Genomic DNA, 17685 nt, shown 5'->3' on the forward strand with positions numbered 1-17685 from the left:
TTCGTGCGGTCCGCAGGGTGCAGGTCCACCGAACGGTGGACATGCGGATCAACCGTGGTGGAGACGCCACGGTCGATGTGGCGAGGCACGGTGCCTTCGTAGCGTCGTGGCATGACCGCGTTGGACGTACGACACCTGCACAAGCGCTACGGGGAGCACGTCGCCGTGGACGACGTCTCCTTCACCGTCGAGGAGGGGGAGATCTTCGGCATCATCGGGCCCAACGGTGCCGGCAAGACGACGACCGTCGAGAGCATCGCCGGCCTGCGCACGCCCGACTCGGGTTCGATCTCCGTGCTGGGACTCGACCCGATCACGGACCGGGCCGAGCTGCGTGAGCGGCTCGGCGTGCAGCTGCAGGAGAGCAGCTTCCCCGACGCGATCACGGTCGCCGAAGCGCTCGATCTCTACGGCTCGTTCTACCGGGACCCCGCCGACTGGCGCGAGCTCATGGAGCTCCTCGGTCTCACCGAGAAGCGCAGCACGCAGTACAAGGCGCTCTCGGGCGGGCAGAAGCAGCGCCTCTCGATCGCGCTCGCACTGGTCGGCAACCCGCAGGTCGCGATCCTCGACGAGCTGACGACGGGACTGGACCCACAGGCGAGGCGCGACACCTGGAGCCTCGTCGAGCGGGTTCGGGACACCGGCGTCACGATCGTCCTCGTCACGCACTTCATGGACGAGGCGGAGCGGCTCAGCGACCGGATCGCGGTCATCGACAGGGGCCGGGTCGCCGCGGTGGACACACCGGCAGGACTGATCGCGCGGTCGAGCGCGGTGCAGCAGATCCGGTTCCGCGTGAGCCGGCCGCTGGACCGGAGCGTCCTCACCGCGCTCCCCGAGGTGTCCGACGTCGAGATCACCGAGGGGCGCTGGCTGGTCACCGGCTCCGGACAGCTCCTGAGCGGCGTCGCGGGCGCGCTCGCCAGGGCGCAGGTCGTGGCGGAGGACCTCCGCGTCGACCAGCGCAACCTCGACGACGCGTTCGTGGCGTTCACGGGACGCACCCTGGAGTCCGCAGCACCCTCCGAGCGGAAGGCCGACCGATGACCGCGTCCACCACCCACGGACTCGGATCGCGTCCTCGCCTGAAGATGATCACGGTCGAGGCGAAGCTCTTCCTCCGGGACTCCGCCACCGTCCTCTTCGGCGTGCTGTTCCCGGCGGGACTCCTGCTCGGGCTGGGTGCGATCCCGGCACTCAGGGAGCCGTCGCCGGAGACCGGCGGGCTGCGGGCCATCGACGTCTGGGCGCCGACCGCGCTGGTGTTCGGGATGGTGATGATCGCCGTGCAGCACGTCCCGGCGGTGATCGCCACGTATCGCGAGCGCGGCATCCTGCGCAGGTTGTCGACCACTCCGGCGCACCCGCGGAGCGTCCTGCTCGCGCAGATGATCGTCGCGTTCGCCTCCGTGGTCGTCTCCGCGGTGCTCCTCATCGTCATCGGGTGGGCGGTGCTGGACATCGCGCCGCCCGAGCGGCCCCTGGAGTTCGTCGTCGCGTTCGTCGTCGGCTACGCGGCACTGCTCGGGATCGGCATGGTCTCCGCGGCCGTGGTCCGCACGAGCAGTGCGGCGAACCAGGTCGGCACCGTCCTGTTCGTCGCGCTGATGTTCTTCGGCGGGGCCTTCCTGCCCCGTGTCCTCATGCCCGACGTGCTGCGCGAGATCGGCGAGCTCGTCCCGCCCGGGCTGCAGGCCCTCACCGCGGCGTGGTCCGTCGAGGCGGGGGAGGTCACGGCCACCGCCGCTGGCCAGCCGTTCTGGCTGCAGATTGCCATAATGGCGGGGATCGCGGTGAGTGCGAGCGCGATCGCCGCGAAGCTCTTCCGCTGGGAGTAGGTGTCGATGACGCGGGATGCCGGGGCCGACGAGCGCCCGGTCTCCGGGGCGCTCGAGTCCGCGGTCACGGAAGAGGCGGAGATCGCGCACCGCTCGCGGCTGGCCTGGAAGCAGGAACAGCTGCGGGTCTGGGACCTCCTGCAGCTGTTCACGCCGTGGCTGCTGCTGACGATCTCGGCGGGGATCTACTTCTCGCGGGTCCTCCCGGCCTCCGGTGAGCCCTTCTGGCCCGAGGGGGCCACCGTCCTCGGGCTGGTCGCCGTCGCGGCGCTGTGGGTGCTGTTCCGCCAGACGCTGCCCCTCAGGAGGAGAACCCTCCGGCCCGTGGCGGCGGGCGTCTACTTCGTCGGGCTGCTGGCGCTGTGCGTCGCCCTCATGACGTACTCCGACGTGTTCCTCGTCTTCACCGTCGCGGGTTTCTTCCAGGCGTACCTGCTCAGGCCGTGGCCGGTAGGGGTGCTCGGGGTCCTCGTCACCTCCGTGGTCCTCAACGGCTCGGCGATGAGCCTGTGGGCCGACCCGAGCTCGGAGGTGCTCGCGGAGTTCCTCCTCATCGTGGCCGTGCAGACCGCGGCCATCGGGGTGGGCATCGTCCTGACGGCGCGCAGCGAGCCGGAGGAGCGCAAGCGGGAGGAGCTCGTCGAGCGGCTCGAGGCGGCCCTGCACGAGAACGCCGGGCTCCATGCGCAGCTGGTCGCCCAGGCCCGGGAGTCCGGGGTCCAGGACGAGCGGCAGCGACTCGCCGGCGAGATCCACGACACCCTGGCCCAGGGTCTCGCGGGCATCATCACGCAGCTCCAGGCCGCGGAGCGTTCCGCGACCGTGCAGGGTGAGACGGAGGAGCACGTGGCGCGCGCCCTGCGGCTCGCGCGCAGCAGCCTGACCGAAGCCAGACGGTCCGTGCAGGCGCTCGCTCCGCAGGAGCTCGGGAGCGCGCAGCTCCCGGATGCGCTCCGCACGCTGGCCGAGCGCTGGTCGCAGGACCAGGGGATCGCCACGCGGATGGAGGTCACCGGCACCCGAGAGCCCCTGAGCCCGGCGATCGAGGTGTCGCTCTTCCGGGTGGCGCAGGAGTCGCTGACCAACGTGGCCAAGCACGCCGCGGCCTCGCGCGTGGGTGTCACGCTGTCCTACACGGGTACCGAGGTCCTGCTGGACGTCCGGGACGACGGCCGCGGGTTCGCGGACGAGGGCAGTACCGGCTTCGGCCTGACGAGCATGCGCCAGCGCATCCGAGGCGTCGGCGGTCATGTCGAGGTGCAGAGCGCACCGGGCGACGGGACGTCCGTCAGCGCGCGCGTCCCGGCGATCGGCCGCGCGGGTGCGAGACCAGAGGAGACCGACGGATGATCCGACTCGTGATCGTCGACGACCATCCCGTCGTGCGGGGTGGCCTCCGCGACACCTTCGCGGACGCCGAGGACATCGTCGTGGTCGGTGAGGCCGGTGACGGCGCCGAGGGCGTCGACCGTGCGCTGGCGCTGACGGCGGACGTCGTGCTCATGGACCTGCGGATGCCCGGGACGGACGGCGTGACGGCGACCGCGGCCCTGCGCGCGCGAGCCCCGGACACCCGGGTGCTCATCCTCACCACCTTCGACAGCGAGAGCGACGTGCTGCCCGCGATCGAAGCGGGTGCGATCGGCTACCTCCTGAAGGACGCGCTGCCCGACGACCTGATGCGAGCAGTCCGTGCGGCCGCGCGCGGAGAGCCGGTGCTCGCGCCGTCGGTGACACAGCACCTCATGGGGCAGGTCCGCAGGCCCGGCGCCGGCACGCTGACCGAGCGCGAGAGGGAGGTGCTGCAGCTGGTCGCGAACGGCAGCTCCAACCGCGAGGCCGCCGCGGCGCTGTTCATCGGCGAGGCGAGCATCAAGACCCATCTGCAGCACATCTACGACAAGCTCGGCGTCCGTGACCGAGCCTCGGCGGTGGGCGAGGGCTACCGCCGTCGGCTGCTCACCTGACGTCTGCTCGAGCGGGCGCCGGAGGGCGCGAAAGGGGGCCGCGGAGCGACGCCGGGAGGCGCTACCCTTCGAAGCGCGCCGAACGGCGCACTCTGCCCTGCTTGCCGCAGAACCCACCGGGACGAAGGAACGACGCCGTGAGCCAGCCCCCGTACCAGCCGTACCAGGGCGGCGACGCCCCTCAGCCTCCGCAGGCGCCCGCGCCGTACGGGCAGGCTCAGCCGGGCTACGGGCAGCCCGCCTACGGGCAGGCCCAGCCGGGCTACGAGCAGCCCGCCTACGGACAGCCGCAGCCTGGCTACGGACAGCCCACGCAGCCCGAGCAGCCGCAGCCGGCCTACGGGCAGATGGCGCCCCAGGCGCCCCAGGCGCCCGCGGCTCCCGGTCAGCCGTACGGTGCCTACCCGGCACAGGGCCAGCCGTACGGGTCGCCCTACGGCGGTCCGGCCGGCTACGCCCCGTACGCCGCGCCCGCCGGCCCTCGGCCCATGACCTGGCGCACGATCCTCGCGTACGTCTTCGGCCCGATCGCGGTGCTCTTCCTGCCCATCGTGTTCGGCGTGCTCGCGATCGTGTTCTCCGCGCTCGCGGTCAAGCGGAACGAGAAGACGGCGAAGATCGCCCTCGGCGTGGCGATCGGCTGCACGGCGCTGGGCTTCATCCTCGGCGCGGTCACGGCCGTGCAGTCGATGCAGCAGTTCGGCTGACCTCGCCGGCCGACCGCACGAGCCCGGGGACGGCTCCTCTCACCAGTCGTGCACCGTCCCGTCCGCGAGGCGGTTGACGGGCAGGTACGCCGGCGCGTAGGGGTGGGCGGCGGCCAGCTCCTCGTCGAGCTCGACGCCGATCCCGGGCGTCTCGCCCGGGTGGAGGTGGCCGTCGGCGAACGTGAACGCGTGCCGGAAGACCTCGTGCGTCCGGTCGGTGTACCCGGAGTACTCCTGGATGCCGAAGTTGTGGATGGCGAGGTCGAGGTGGATCGCGGCCGCCATGCCGACCGGTGAGATGTCCTCGGGTCCGTGGATCGCGCTCTTGATCTGCCGCAGCGCGGCGTAGTCGAAGAGCTTCCTCAGCGGCGTGACGCCGCCGAAGTGGGTCACGGCCGACCGGACGTAGTCGACGAGCTGCTCGTCGACGAGCGTCTGGTAGTCGTGCACGGAGTTGAAGACCTCGCCGATGGCGAGGGGCGTCGTCGTGTGCTGCCGGACGAGCCGCAGGCCCTGCTGGTTCTCCGCGGGCGTGCAGTCCTCGAGCCAGAAGAGGTCGTACTGCTCGATCTCCTTGCCGAGCCGCGCGGCCTGCTGCGGCGTGAGCCGGTGGTGCGCGTCGTGGAGCAGCGGCAGCGCGGGGCCGAACTCGTTCCGCACGGCCTCCAGCACGCGCGGCAGGTGCCGCAGGTAGCCGGCGGTGTCCCAGTCCTCGACGACGGGACGGACCCGCTGGTCCAGGCGGGCGCCGTCGGACTCCGCGGCGATCGCCGTGCCGTCGTGCACGCCGTAGACGACCTTCAGCCCGGGGACACCGGTCTGCACGCGCACGGCCTGGTAGCCCTCGGCGAGCCGCGCGCGGACCGAGTCGAGCAGCTCGGGGACGTCGCGGCCGTTGGCGTGCCCGTAGGTGCGGACCCGCTCGCGCGAGGCGCCGCCGAGCAGCTGGTACAGCGGGAGCCCGGCGACCTTGGCCTTGATGTCCCACAGCGCGACGTCGACGGCGGCGATCGCGGCCATCGTCACCGGGCCGCGGCGCCAGTAGGCGCCGCGGTAGAGCGACTGCCACGTGTCCTCGATCCGGTGCGGGTCGAGCCCGACGAGGAGCGGGACCACGTGGTCGCGCAGGTAGGAGACGACAGCGAGCTCGCGGCCGTTGAGCGTCGCGTCGCCGAGGCCCGTGACGCCGTCGTCCGTCGTGAGCTTCAGGGTGACGAAGTTGCGTCCGGGGCTGGTGACGACGACCTGCGCGTCGACGATCCTCATGGCTGCTCGATTCAGGTGGTCCGTGGTGGTGCGGGATGGTCCTCGGCGCCCGGGTCCCCGGCGCACGTCCGCACGACCGTAGCAACGGGCGGGACGCCGTCGCGACGCGCGACACCGCGTTGGCAGGAAATGGACGGTTCCTGTCGTTCCGGACCCTGGGAGCCGGCGCGGTGATCGGGCATGATCCTCGTCATGGTCGACGTCGAACGCGCAGGTCACAGCCAGGGTCCCGGTCAGGTCGTCGCGGTGTACGGCGCCACCGGGCACACGGGACGGTTCGTCGTCGCGGAGCTCGCCGGGCGCGGTTACCGGCCGCTCCTGCTCGGTCGCGACCGGGACCGGCTGGCGGCACTGACGCAGGACCGACCGGGCCTCGAGGCGCGACAGGCGTCGGTGGAGGACCCGGCCTCGCTGGACCGCGCCCTCGCCGGCGCGGCCGCCGTGATCAACTGCGCCGGCCCGTTCGCCACGACCGCCGCCCCGCTCGTCGAGGCCGCGCTGCGCGCGGGGATCCCGTACGTCGACGTGGCGGCGGAGATCGAGGCGAACGTCGACACGTTCGCGCACTTCGGGGACCAGGCCCGCGCCGCCGGTGCGCTCGTGGTCCCCGCGATGGCGTTCTTCGGCGGTCTCGGCGATCTGCTCGTGACCACGGCGGCGGGCGACTGGGACTCTGCGGACGAGGTGCACGTCGCCTACGGGCTGAGCAGCTGGCACCCGACGGCGGGCACGCTCGCGGCGGGTGCGGTCTCGGGCCGGCGGCGCGGTGGGCGTCGCGTCCGCTACACGGGCGGGCGGCTCGAGTACCACGACGACGCGCTGCCGACGCTGGAGTGGGTCTTCCCGGAGCCGCTCGGTGCACAGGCCGTCATCGGCGAGTTCACCATGGCGGACGTCGTGACGGTCCCGAGCCACCTGGACGTCCCCGAGGTGCGCACCTCCATGGCGGCGGTCGCGGCCGCGGACCTCTCCGCCCCCGGCGCGTCCTCCCCGGTCGCCGTGGACGCGGAGGGTCGCTCCGACCAGACGTTCGTCGTCGACGCGCGGGTGCGCAGGGGCGGTGTCGAGCGGCGCGCCGTCGCGAGCGGCCGGGACATCTACGCCGTCACCGCACCGCTCGCGGTCGAGGCGGTCGAACGCCTCGTCACGGGCCGGACCAGGGCGACGGGCGTCGCCTCCGCGGGGGCGGCCTTCGACGCGCGGGACTTCCTCGCCGCCCTGTCCGACCACCTCACGCTGGACGTCCCGCTCGACGTACAGGTCTGAACGACGAGCGGGACGCGTTGGCGGCGCGTCAGGTCGAGGCGACGTCCCGCCGTCGGAAGCCCGCGAGGGCGGCGACGAGCAGCAGGGCCACGACGACGGACAGCCCGAGCAGGTAGCCGCCGTCGAGGTCCTCGCTGAACGCCGTGGGGACCCAGTGGAACGGGGAGACCCAGCGCGCGGCGTCGGGCAGGTCCTCGATCAGCCCGCCGAACATCCCGACGACGAACGTGTAGGCCACCAGCGCCCAGCCCGCCCCGGTCGCGCGCGGCACCCAGGCGTAGAGCGCCGCGGTGAGCGCGAGGTACACGAGGACGGCCGGGAGGTAGCTCACGAGCACGGTCGTGTACGCACCCAGGTCGGGGCCGCCACCGTCGACCGCCACCGCCCCGAGCCACACCGCGTAGACGCTCACGGCGAGGAGGACGGCCGTGCCGACGCCCGCGACGAGGAGCTGCGCGCCGAGCCAGCGCGGCCGGGAGACGGGCAGCGCGAGCACGACCTCGGCCCGCCCGGTCGACTCCTCAGCCTTCGGCCGCAGCCCCATGACGACGGCGTACGCCGCGCAGCACAGCGCCCCGTAGAGCATCATCACGCCGAGGAAGCCGAGGGTGAACTGGTCGGGGTCCGCCCCGAAGATCGCCGCGACGGTGGGGTTGTCCTGCGCGATCCCGCCGACCATCTCGTCGATGTCGGGGAGCATCGTGCCCGACGCGAACCACATCAGACCGAGCCCGAGGCACGACCACAGCAGGGCGGAGCGCTGCTGGAGCCACGCCAGCGAGACGGGACCCCGCAACGAGGCGCGCGCCGTCGCCCGGCCACCCCGCGCCGCGAGCAGGCCCGCGCCGAAGTCGCGGTGCGACGCGAGCACGGCCGCGAGCCACAGGAGGAGCGCGATCGCGACGACGCTCAGCAGCGCCGGCCACCAGCGCAGGTCGACGAACGCGCGCATCTGCTGCGCCCACGCGATCGGCGAGAACCACGACAGCGCGCTCCCGCCGAGCTCCCGCATGTCGCCCGCGGCGCGGACCACGAACGCGATCCCGAACACCGCGAGGCTCAGTCCCGTCGCGGTGCGCCCGTGCTCGCTGACCTGGCACAGCACCAGGGCCACCGCGCCGAACACCATGGCGCTGAGCGCCGACCCGAGGGTCATCGCGAAGGAGTCGACGACGGCGAGCCCGCCCGTGCCGACCATCGTCAGCGCGGACAGGGTCGCGATGACGAGCTGGGCGGCCACGAGCGTGATCATGGCCGCGACGGCGGGCGCGTGACGGCCCACGGGGGCGGCGCGGACGAGCTCCGCGCGGTTGGACTCCTCCTCGGCGCGCGTATGGCGCACGACGTGCAGGATGCTGAACAGCGCGAGCGCGAGCACGACCCACGTGATGCCCTCGTTCGCCATCGCGACGCCGGTCGTGTAGTGGTCGATCCCGTAGCCGGGCCCACCCATGACGATCCCGGCCGGTGTCTCCATGACGGCGGCGCGGCCCTGCTGGGCTGCGGGGTCGGCGAACAGGGTGTCGAGGGCGAACGTGAAGTAGGCGTAGAACAGCACGACGGACCCGGACCACACCGCGAGCCGTACCCGGTCGCGCCGCAGGATCGACCGGACCAGGGTCCACGTGCCCGTGAGCGTCATCCCCCCGGCGGCGCGGTCCACGGGACCCGCTGCCGCGGGTCGTGTCAGCGTCGTCGTCATCGCGCACCTGCCGTGCTGCGCGCGCCGTGGCGGCCGGGCGCGCCGTCGTCGGTCGCGCCGTCGGACGTGCCGTCCGGACCGTCGCCGGAGACGTCGTCGCCGTAGTGGCGCAGGAACAGCTCCTCGAGCGACGGCGGGGTCGCGGTGAGGCTGTGCACGCCGAGAGCGCTCAGCGCGGTCAGGACCCGCCCCACGTGCGCGTCGTCGACGTCGAACCCGACGCGCGTCCCGGCGTCGGTGGGCGTTGCCGCGAGGTCGTGGACCCCGTCCATCGCGGCGAGCGGCGCCGGGTCGCCGTCGACGACGGCGGTGACCGTGGACCGGGTCAGGTGCCGCAGCTCGGCGAGCGTGCCGGACTCGACCGCGCGGCCGGCGCGGATGATCGTCACGGTGTCGCAGACCTTCTCGACCTCGGACAGGATGTGGCTCGACAGCAGCACCGACGTGCCCGCCGCCTTCGCCTCGCGCACGTGCTCGGTGAACACCGCCTCCATGAGCGGGTCGAGGCCCGAGGTCGGCTCGTCGAGCACGAGGAGGTCGACGTCGGAAAGGAACGCGGCGACGAGCGCGACCTTCTGCCGGTTGCCCTTGGAGTACGTGCGGGCCTTCTTCGTCGGGTCGAGCTCGAAGCGCTCGAGCAGCTCCCGGCGTCGCCGGGCGGTGCTCTCACCGCGGCCGCGGCCCCGCAGGCGGGTGAGGAGGTCGATCGCCTCGCCGCCCGTGAGGTTCGGCCACAGCGTGACGTCGCCAGGGACGTACGCGAGCCGGCGGTGCAGCGCGACGGCGTCGCGCCACGGGTCACCGCCGAGCAGGCGCACCGAGCCGGAGTCGGCCCGCAGGAGCCCGAGCAGGACGCGGATGGCCGTCGACTTCCCGGCCCCGTTGGGGCCGAGGAAGCCCGCGACCTCGCCGGGCCGGACCGTGAGGTCGAGCCCGTCGAGGGCGGCGACGGCGCCGAAGGACTTGTGCAGGTCGTGGACCTCGATGGCGGGGGCCTGGGAGGCCCGGGTGCTGGTGGTCATGGTTCCTCTTCTCGCGACGGTGGGGGAGCACGTGGCGGACGGCGCGCGGTACCGGCACGGGCTGAGCCCAGGCCGGCTCGGGCCGGCTCAGGCCGACGGCGCGCCGGGCCCGGCGGGCGGGTCGCCCACGTAGAGGAGGTACTCGTCGAGCATGCGGCGGGACGTGAGGAAGCCCTCGGTGTACAGCTCGAGGGCGGGCAGCATGATCTCGTCGAAGATGCGGCGCATGGAGGCGCTCACGTCGCTGAGGTCCTCGGGCGGGTCGATCGTGATCGACAGCAGGATCGCGCCGAGGGCGGACAGCGTGAGGTAGCGCGCGCGCCGCCGCTCGTCGCGGCTCGGGACGGCGACCCCGGTGGCCACGGCCGTCCCGACGTACCCCTCGGCGTCGTCGACCATGTGCTCCACGAACGAGCGCGCGAGCGGGCTGCCGTCGAGCAGGGAGCGCAGGACGTAGGCCACGAGCGTCGAGTACCGGTCGGCCGTGGCGAAGTACTGGAGGAAGGCGCCCTGGTCTGTGCGCGCGATCGTGTCCCGCTTCGCCGTGCGGATCTGCTCCAGGACGTGCTCGTCGCACGCCGCGCGCAGGCCGTCCTTGGACCGGAAGTGGTGGACGACGAGCGCGGGGCTGACCCCGGCGTCCGTCGCGACCGCCCGCAGCGGGGCGCCGAACCCGTCGCGCGCGAACCGCTCGACCGCGGCGTCCCGGATCCGGGCGCGCGTCGTGAGGTCGGAGGTCGTGCCGCTCGGCTGCTCGCCCGTCATTGAACGCATGTTCAGCATGCTAACCAGGTGTTCAGTCCGTTGTCGAGGGTCCGGCGCGGACGCGGTCCGGGCTGGCACGGGCCGCGCGGTGATCGGCGGTCCATACTCGGCTCATGGCCTCGATCATGATGACGGCGATGCCGTTCGCCGGGCACGCCCGGCCGATCCGCGCGGTGGCGGCGGAGCTCGTGCGCCGCGGTCACGACGTCCGCGCATGCACCGGCAGGTCGTACGTCCGCCTGTTCGACGACGTCGGGGCCCGGGGCGTGCCGTGGGACGCCGCGCCGGACTTCGACGAGCGCGACCTCGCCGCCACGTTCCCGCGCCTGCAGGGCCGCAAGGGCTTCCGCCAGGTGCTCGTCAACCTCCAGGACCTCTTCCTCGGCACGGCGCCCGCGCAGGCGGAAGACCTCGTCGCGCTGCACGACGACGAACCCTGGGACCTCCTCGCCGGTGACCCCATGGCGCTCGGGACCCGGTTCGCGGCCGAGCGGCTGCGCTCGCCCTGGGCGTCGGTCTCGCCGATCGCGGTGTGGCTGCCGGGCAAGGGCATCCCGCCGACCGGGCTGGGGCTCACCCCCGGGGAAGGTGTCCTCGGCAGGGCGCGCGACGCGGTCCTCGGGGCCGCCTCCGGCATCGGGACCGCCGCGCTCACCCGGCTCTACCAGCGCACGCGTCGTGACGCCGGGCTCCGTCCGGACACCGCGACCTTCGCCACCATGTGGTACTCGCCGTTCCTCGTCGTCGCGGCCGGGTCGCCGGGCCTCGACTACCCGCGCGACGACCTGCCGGGACACATCCGCTTCGTGGGGGACCTCACCGACGACGGGGCCGAGACCGCGGCACCCGAGTCTGCGGCACCCGAGCCGGCCGCAGCGCCCACCGCGCTGCCCGGTCTGCCAGCCCTGCCCTCGTGGTGGGGCGACGTCGTCGACGCCGAGGTGCCCGTGGTCCACGTGACGCAGGGCACCGCGAACGTCGACCCGCACGACCTGATCCTCCCGGCGCTCGAGGCGCTCGCGGACGAGGACGTGCTGGTCGTCGTCGGCCTCGGGCACCGGACCGACCCGCTGCCCGGGCCCCTGCCCGAGAACGCTCGCGTCGCGCCGATGGTCCCCTACCCGCACCTCCTGCCGCGGACGTCGGTGATGATCACGAACGGCGGCTACGGCGGGGTGCTCCAGGCGCTCCGGCACGACGTCCCGCTCGTGGTCGCCGGGGGCGACCTCGACAAGCCGGAGATCGCGGCGCGCATCGGCTGGCACCGGGCCGGCGTGAACCTCCGCACGGGGACGCCGCGGCCCGCCGCGGTCCGGGACGCCTACCGGGCGGTCGCGACGGACCCGACCTACCGCGAGACCGCCGCACGGCTCGGCGCGGAGCTCCGGTCGCTCGGCGGTGCGCGCGCGGCGGCGGACCTGCTCGAGGCGCGGCTCTCCTGAGCGCGCGCACCGTGACGAGAGGGTGGGCACCCCACGCACGTCGCGCATGCCGACCGTCCGGTCGAGTTCGTCCCGGCGCGCTCATGGGTCACACTGTTCGGGGCCCGGCTGGTCGGGCGCTCGGTGGTGAGGACGGACCGTCGGCGGGGGAAGTGATGAGCACGTTGCGCTGGACCGCGCGGGACGACGACACGTGGGGTGCTGCCTCCGCGGAGCGCTCGTACACCGTCCGACCCGACACCGCCCACGGCACGTGGGTGCTCGAGACCGACGACCGCACGTGGCACGAGCTCCCGACGCGCGAGGTCGCCCAGGAGGTCGCGCAGTGCGCGCACGAGGTGCACGTGAGCGACAACGGCAGCACGCGTTACCAGGTCGTCACGGCCGGCGGCGCGGTCCGCGGCGAGGTCTTCGGCGCCGTCGACGACGCCGCGGCGCTCGAGGTCCTACGGTCCCGGCTGCGGGCGGGGAACCTGCCGCTCGCCCCGTTCCGGCTCGTGACCGACGGCGGCCGCCTCGTCGGCTCCTGGCAGCGCGCGCACGAGCTGCGCCAGACGTGACCCACGCTAGGAGAGCGCCGGACCGGTGACGAGCGGCGCGACGACGGACCTCTCGTCCGGCACGCCCACGTCGCGCTCGACCGCCGGGCCACCCCGGTGCGGCCACTCGCGGAAGTCGCGGAACGCCGTCGGGAGGCCGCTCGCCGTGGCGAGCTCAGGGCTGTCGGTGATCTGCACGTGCACGTGCGGCTGCGTCGAGTTGCCCGAGTTGCCGCACTCGCCGAGCACCTGTCCCTCGGCGACCTCGTCGCCCGGCCGGACGCGCAGGGAACCGGCCTTCAGGTGCACGAGCGTGACCCACGCGCGCTGCCCGCCCAGCGCGACGACGACGTGGTTGCCGGCGATCGCGTCGCGACCCTCCCGCACGCGCCCCGCCTGCCCGAACGCATAGGGGACCAGCGCGAACGGCGAGCGCCGCGCCTCGTGGTCGGGCTCGCCGTCGTGCACGTGCACGACGACGCCCGCGCCGGGCGCGAGGACCGGCCGCCCGAACGCGACGAACCGCTCGGGCGGCTCGGTGGCGAGGGCGGTCCGCCAGTCGCGCACGGGGCTCGTGCGGTGCCGCTCGTCGACGCCGACGAAGTCGATCGCGTAGCGCATGCCGTAGAGCTCGACGCCGTGGCTCGGGACCCGCCGGGCGGGGCTGTTCTGGACGAGCCACCGGCCGGTGAACGGCAGCGAGAGCACGACGGGCGCGGGCATCCGGGCCTCCGGGAGTCGGGTGGGTCGCCCCCCACCGTAGTCCGGCCGATGAGTCGGCGACCCGCGGCCGGTCGGTCCTCGCGTGGGCCTGTGCAGGAGCACGGGCCGTCGACGACGGACGGAGGCGGACGGCATGGGCATCGTGACCACGAGCGCGAGCGTGTCGCTGGACGGATTCATCGCGGGACCGCAGGGCACCGGGTTCGAGCACCTCTTCGCCTGGTACGACGGCGGCGACGAGGACTTCCCGAGCGCGAACCCGGACGTGCACTTCCACCTGTCGCCGGCCGACCACCGCTATCTCAGCACCGTGATGCCGCAGATCGGGGTCCTCGTCGTCGGCCGACGGCTGTTCGACATGACCGACGGGTGGGGCGGCACGCACCCGCTCGACAAGCCCGTCGTCGTGCTCACGCACTCCGTCCCCCAGGAGTGGGTCGACGCCCACCCGGACGCGCCGTTCCGCTTCGTGACGACGGGGATCGGGGACGCCGTCGCGGCCGGGCACGAGCTCGCCGGCGGTCTCGACGTCGCGGTCAACGCGGGCGAGATGGCGAGCCAGGCGCTCGCCGCAGGTCTCCTCGACGAGGTCGTGCTGGACGTCGTCCCCGTCCTCCTGGGCGACGGCGTACGGTTCTTCGACGGCATCGGCACCGACCCGTACGTGCTCGACGGTCCGGACGTCACCCCGGGCGAGCGCGTGACCCACCTGCGCTACCGCGTGCGCCGACCGGAGCGCGGGGACGACGCCTAGCGGCACGTCGCCGCCGCGATCGCCGGCGAGCTGCGAGACGTTGTCGTCGACCGGGGGTTCACGACGACAATGTCTCGCATCTCGTCGGCATCTTGGTGACTCGCTGTCGATCCGGGGAGTCGTCGCGCGTCAATCTGGTGTCGGGCGGGCCACCGCGCCGGCGTCAGCCTGGGCCTCGGCTTGTCGCCGGGGCCGGCCGACCTGGACCGACATTCGAGAACGAGAACGAGAACGAGGAGACGACCATGCGCTACCTGATGCTGGTGTGCACTTCCGACGACGCGGTGCCCGGCGAACGGCCCGGGCCCGGCGAGCCCGACACCGACAGCTGGGTCCGGACGCACGACGGCTCGGGCGCGCGGGTCACGGGCAACCGGCTGCGGCCCGCGGCCGAGGCGACGACCGTGCGGCGTCGGGGCGACGACCTGCTCGTCACCGCCGGCCCGTTCGCCGAGACGGCGGAGTGGATCGCCGGCTTCGACGTCATCGAGGTCGCCGACCACGACGAGGCGGTGGCCGTCGCCGCGTCGCACCCCATGGCGCGCGGAGGCCGGATCGAGCTGCGGCGGTACTGGCTCGACGACGAGGACTGACCCGCGGACGGACGGTTCGGCACCTCGTGCGCTCGTTCGGTAGCTGCAGACGCCGAGGAGCGCACGAGGTGCCGCACGGTGCGCGTGGTGCCGAACCGTCGGCGCGAGCGAGGGCTCAGAGGTCGAGCGGTCGCAGCACGGCCGAGATCCCGTGCGCGATCTGCACGTTGCCGGCGTTGAGGTCCAGCTTGCTCGTCACGAGGAACGGGTTGAGGTCGTTCCGGTCCTGGTCGACGAGCCGGACGAGCGCGAACCGCTTGCTCAGGACGTCGACGCGGAACGTGCCGCCCTGCGCAGTGGTGAGCGCGGCGTCGTCGGACGCGAGCGCGGTGCGGGCGTCGATCGTCGCGCCGGGGACCACGTGGTAGAGGAGGACCTGCTCGACGGCGTCGATGCCGGCGGCCTCGGCGATCGACGTGAGCACGCGCTCCTCCGTCGGCTGCCAGCGGTGCGTGAGGTCGAGCGCGAGGAGCTGGAAGGCGCGGTCGTTCGGCAGGAACGCGGTGAGCGGGACGGTCCCGTCGGCGAGCACGGCCACCGGGCTGTCCGGCTTCGCGGCGAGCACGGCCGCGACCGCCTGGTCGACGATGTCGAAGTCGTACCAGTTGCGGTCGAACGTGTCGCCGTCGGCGGCGAGCACCGCGGCGAGGCTGTTCGTCCCGGGCGCCGCGGAGGCGGAGGTCGCGGTGGCCGCGACGCCCGTCGAGGCGAGCAGGGCTGCCGTCAGGGCGGCGGTCGTGCGTCGGAGCGTGCGTCGGGGTGTGCGTCGGGGGTTCATCGTCGAGTCCCATCGTCGGAGCACGGACGACCCCGTGGGGCCGCCGGACGCCACGTCGGCGTCCACCCTCTCTTCCGGCCGTGCGTGCCGGGCGGATGCACCACCGGCCGACGTGTTTCGACCTGCTCCCCGACTGAGGCACTCAGTCCCTCGGCTGAGGCGGTGCTGAGGAGGTGCCGAGGCGGTGCTGAGGCGGCGACCGCTCGGGTCGTGCGCGGTCGCCCGATGCGGCGGGGCCGTCCTCAGGACGAGCGTGAGCCGTACCGACCGCGGCGGGCGTCGCCCGGTCAGTGAACACCGAGGAGGGACGAGCCATGACCCGGACCACCCGCCGCCGGACGGCGCGCACCGCCGTCGGCGCGGCTGTCGCCCTCGTGGCGGGACTCGGGCTGACGGCATGCGTGGCGGATCCCGCGGTGCACGTCAGGTCGGTCGCCGACGTCACCTACCTCGGGCTCCCCGCGGAGGGTGGAGAGCTCCGTCCCGCGGTCGACCCGGAGGAGCACGGCGTCGGTTTCGCGAGAGGTGGCGAGCCGCAGACCGTGAACGTCGTGACCGTCGGGTCGAGCTCGTGCCCGCTCACCCCGGTCGACGTCGAGTGGGACGCCGCAGAGCGAACGCTCGCCTTCACGTTCGGCCGACGAGCGGCCACGGACACCCGACCCTGCACGCTCGACGTCGCCCCGAGCACGAGCGTCGTGCACGTCGACGGACTGCCGGCGGACGAGCCGGTCACGGTGCTCACCAGCACGCGCGAGGTCGTGCTGCCCCCGACGGGCTGAGGGGTCCGATCGACGCCGTCGTGAGGGGAGCGCATAGATCCATGTCAATATAGAGGCATGTCGATCCAGCCGATCACGGCCGCGCACGCGATCGACGTCACCATCGCCGGCACCGTCGCGGTCACGCTCAAGGCGCTGGCGGAGCCGCTGCGGCTGCGCATGCTGTCGTTCATCGCGACGTCCCCGGCCGGGGAGGCGTGCGTGTGCGACCTGGCCGCGCTCACGGACGTCTCCCAGCCCACGGTCTCGCACCATCTCAAGGTGCTGCGCGACGTCGGCGTGCTCACCTCCGAGCGGCGCGGCACCTGGGTCTGGTACCGCATCGCCCCCGGGTACAAGGCTGCGGTCACCACCCTGCTCGAGTCCTTCGCGCCCGCCGCGCTGGAGGCCCTCGTCGCGCCCCGGGAGCTGACCGACCTGGAGGACGTCGACGCGGCGCTCGACCACCTCGCCGCCGACCTCGCCACCCGCCACCCGAACGTCGGCCCCGAGGTGGTGCTGCGTACCGTGCGCGAGTCCTATACCGCCCTGGCCCGTTCGGCCACGGTCTCGGCGCACCTGCTGACCCTCACGGACCGCTTCGCCCGCCAACGCCTCGCGGACATGTCCCGCGAGGCCGACGCGCGACCGCAGGTGCTGTTCGTCTGCGTCGCCAACGCCGGCCGCTCCCAGCTCGCCGCGGCCCTGGTCCGCCGGTACGCCGGGGAGCGCGTCGTGGTCCGCTCGGCGGGCTCCACCCCGGCCGCGGACGTGCACCCCGCGGTGCGCCCCGAGCTCGCCGCGCTCGGCACCACCGACGGCGAGGCGTTCCCCAAGCCGTTGACAGACGACGCGGTCCGCGCCGCGGACGTCGTGATCACCATGGGCTGCGGCGACGTCTGCCCGGTCCTTCCCGGCAAGCGGTACGAGGACTGGCTCGTGGGCGACCCCGCCCTGGCGTCCCCGGCCGGGGTCGCCGCGATCCGCGCCGAGCTCGACACCCGCGTGCGCGCCCTGCTCACCGACCTCCTGCCCGACCTCGACCTCTCTTCCCGCTGACCGACCTAGCCACCGGAGACCACCATGACCGACACCACGAAGCCGTCCGCCCTGTTCGTCTGCGTCCACAACGCCGGCCGCTCCCAGATGGCCGCCGGGTACCTGCGCGCCCTGTCCGGCGGCGCCGTCGAGGTCCGCTCCGCCGGGTCCGCACCGGCCGACCAGATCAACCCCGTCGCCGTCGAGGCCATGCTCGAGGAGGGCATCGACATCCGCGCCGAGCAGCCCAAGATCCTCACCACCGACGCCGTGCAGGCGTCCGACGTCGTCATCACCATGGGCTGCGGCGACGCCTGCCCGATCTTCCCCGGCAAGCGCTACGAGGACTGGGCCCTGGCCGACCCCGCCGGGCAGGGCATCGAGTCCGTGCGCCCCATCCGCGACGAGATCCGCACCCGCGTGCTCACCCTGCTCGACGAGCTCGGCGTCACGCCCGTGCAGGTGGCCACCGCTTGACACCCGCACCGTGACGCCGCCAGGGACCCCCGAAGGGGTCCCGG

19 protein-coding genes are annotated in these 17685 nt (G+C 73.5%); 13 read left to right on the plus strand and 6 right to left on the minus strand.

Annotated elements, in window-relative coordinates; all coding sequences use genetic code 11:
* Positions 1 to 111 precede the first annotated feature (111 nt).
* The 5 genes from AC4H2G_RS04940 to AC4H2G_RS04960 all read left to right on the plus strand — a co-directional run bounded on the left by AC4H2G_RS04940 (position 112) and on the right by AC4H2G_RS04960 (position 4515).
* The gene (locus AC4H2G_RS04940) at positions 112 to 1050 is read left to right on the plus strand and encodes an ABC transporter ATP-binding protein (RefSeq protein ID WP_494364637.1); all 939 of its coding nucleotides are present in this window, start codon (positions 112 to 114) and stop codon (positions 1048 to 1050) included.
* A complete protein-coding gene (locus AC4H2G_RS04945; protein ID WP_494364638.1) occupies positions 1047 to 1841 on the plus strand; it encodes an ABC transporter permease in 795 nt (264 codons plus the stop codon). The genes AC4H2G_RS04940 and AC4H2G_RS04945 overlap by 4 nt, the downstream gene beginning before the upstream one ends.
* 6 nt (positions 1842 to 1847) lie before the next feature.
* Entirely contained in the window at positions 1848 to 3191 is a 1344-nt protein-coding gene (locus AC4H2G_RS04950; protein ID WP_494364639.1) for a sensor histidine kinase, read from the plus strand.
* Complete coding sequence (locus AC4H2G_RS04955; RefSeq protein WP_494364640.1) at positions 3188 to 3808, plus strand: response regulator; 621 nt, start codon at positions 3188 to 3190, stop codon at positions 3806 to 3808. The genes AC4H2G_RS04950 and AC4H2G_RS04955 overlap by 4 nt, the downstream gene beginning before the upstream one ends.
* Positions 3809 to 3945: 137 nt before the next feature.
* Positions 3946 to 4515: a hypothetical protein gene (locus AC4H2G_RS04960; protein WP_494364641.1), complete on the plus strand. Its 570-nt coding sequence runs from the start codon at positions 3946 to 3948 to the stop codon at positions 4513 to 4515.
* Between the two features lie 39 nt (positions 4516 to 4554).
* Here the strand turns inward: AC4H2G_RS04960 and manD are convergent, their stop codons facing one another.
* The gene (gene manD / locus AC4H2G_RS04965) at positions 4555 to 5781 is read right to left on the minus strand and encodes a D-mannonate dehydratase ManD (RefSeq protein WP_494364642.1); all 1227 of its coding nucleotides are present in this window, start codon (positions 5779 to 5781) and stop codon (positions 4555 to 4557) included.
* Positions 5782 to 5961: 180 nt separating this feature from the next.
* Here manD and AC4H2G_RS04970 point away from each other — a divergent pair, with 180 nt between their 5' ends.
* Positions 5962 to 7047 (plus strand): NAD(P)H-binding protein, encoded by a 1086-nt coding sequence (locus tag AC4H2G_RS04970; RefSeq protein ID WP_494364643.1) that lies wholly within the window; start codon positions 5962 to 5964, stop codon positions 7045 to 7047.
* Between the two features lie 28 nt (positions 7048 to 7075).
* Here the strand turns inward: AC4H2G_RS04970 and AC4H2G_RS04975 are convergent, their stop codons facing one another.
* From AC4H2G_RS04975 to AC4H2G_RS04985, 3 genes are all read right to left on the minus strand, one after another.
* Positions 7076 to 8749, minus strand: coding sequence for an ABC transporter permease (locus AC4H2G_RS04975; protein ID WP_494364644.1), 1674 nt, complete (start codon positions 8747 to 8749; stop codon positions 7076 to 7078).
* A complete protein-coding gene (locus AC4H2G_RS04980; RefSeq protein WP_494364645.1) occupies positions 8746 to 9771 on the minus strand; it encodes an ABC transporter ATP-binding protein in 1026 nt (341 codons plus the stop codon). Before AC4H2G_RS04980 ends, AC4H2G_RS04975 begins: the two co-directional genes overlap by 4 nt.
* Before the next feature lie 87 nt (positions 9772 to 9858).
* Positions 9859 to 10545 carry a TetR/AcrR family transcriptional regulator gene (locus AC4H2G_RS04985; protein WP_494364646.1) on the minus strand — a complete coding sequence of 229 codons (687 nt, stop codon included), beginning with the start codon at positions 10543 to 10545 and terminating at the stop codon, positions 9859 to 9861.
* Positions 10546 to 10649: 104 nt separating this feature from the next.
* Between AC4H2G_RS04985 and AC4H2G_RS04990 the strand changes: the two genes are divergently transcribed.
* Positions 10650 to 11978, plus strand: a complete 1329-nt coding sequence (locus AC4H2G_RS04990) for a glycosyltransferase (RefSeq protein ID WP_494364647.1) — start codon at positions 10650 to 10652, stop codon at positions 11976 to 11978.
* 155 nt (positions 11979 to 12133) lie between these two features.
* Positions 12134 to 12538 carry a hypothetical protein gene (locus AC4H2G_RS04995; protein ID WP_494364648.1) on the plus strand — a complete coding sequence of 135 codons (405 nt, stop codon included), beginning with the start codon at positions 12134 to 12136 and terminating at the stop codon, positions 12536 to 12538.
* A 6-nt stretch (positions 12539 to 12544) separates the two neighbouring features.
* Here AC4H2G_RS04995 and AC4H2G_RS05000 read toward each other — a convergent pair whose 3' ends face one another.
* A complete protein-coding gene (locus AC4H2G_RS05000; RefSeq protein WP_494364649.1) occupies positions 12545 to 13240 on the minus strand; it encodes a M23 family metallopeptidase in 696 nt (231 codons plus the stop codon).
* 133 nt (positions 13241 to 13373) lie between these two features.
* On the opposite strand from AC4H2G_RS05000, the gene AC4H2G_RS05005 reads away from it, so the two are divergent.
* Both AC4H2G_RS05005 and AC4H2G_RS05010 read left to right on the plus strand, forming a co-directional pair.
* Entirely contained in the window at positions 13374 to 13994 is a 621-nt protein-coding gene (locus AC4H2G_RS05005) for a dihydrofolate reductase family protein (RefSeq protein ID WP_494364650.1), read from the plus strand.
* A 245-nt stretch (positions 13995 to 14239) separates the two neighbouring features.
* Complete coding sequence (locus AC4H2G_RS05010; RefSeq protein ID WP_494364651.1) at positions 14240 to 14587, plus strand: YciI family protein; 348 nt, start codon at positions 14240 to 14242, stop codon at positions 14585 to 14587.
* Positions 14588 to 14702: 115 nt separating this feature from the next.
* Here AC4H2G_RS05010 and AC4H2G_RS05015 read toward each other — a convergent pair whose 3' ends face one another.
* The gene (locus AC4H2G_RS05015) at positions 14703 to 15431 is read right to left on the minus strand and encodes a fasciclin domain-containing protein (protein WP_494364652.1); all 729 of its coding nucleotides are present in this window, start codon (positions 15429 to 15431) and stop codon (positions 14703 to 14705) included.
* A 248-nt stretch (positions 15432 to 15679) separates the two neighbouring features.
* Between AC4H2G_RS05015 and AC4H2G_RS05020 the strand changes: the two genes are divergently transcribed.
* Genes AC4H2G_RS05020 through AC4H2G_RS05030 form a run of 3 tightly spaced genes read left to right on the plus strand, consistent with a single transcriptional unit; the run spans position 15680 to position 17641 of the window.
* Positions 15680 to 16147: a hypothetical protein gene (locus AC4H2G_RS05020; protein WP_494364653.1), complete on the plus strand. Its 468-nt coding sequence runs from the start codon at positions 15680 to 15682 to the stop codon at positions 16145 to 16147.
* Between the two features lie 57 nt (positions 16148 to 16204).
* Positions 16205 to 17185, plus strand: coding sequence for a metalloregulator ArsR/SmtB family transcription factor (locus tag AC4H2G_RS05025; RefSeq protein WP_494364654.1), 981 nt, complete (start codon positions 16205 to 16207; stop codon positions 17183 to 17185).
* A 24-nt stretch (positions 17186 to 17209) separates the two neighbouring features.
* Entirely contained in the window at positions 17210 to 17641 is a 432-nt protein-coding gene (locus tag AC4H2G_RS05030; protein ID WP_472866141.1) for an arsenate reductase ArsC, read from the plus strand.
* Positions 17642 to 17685: the final 44 nt, after the last annotated feature.

Source organism: Cellulosimicrobium sp. BMG9.23 (assembly GCF_059159985.1).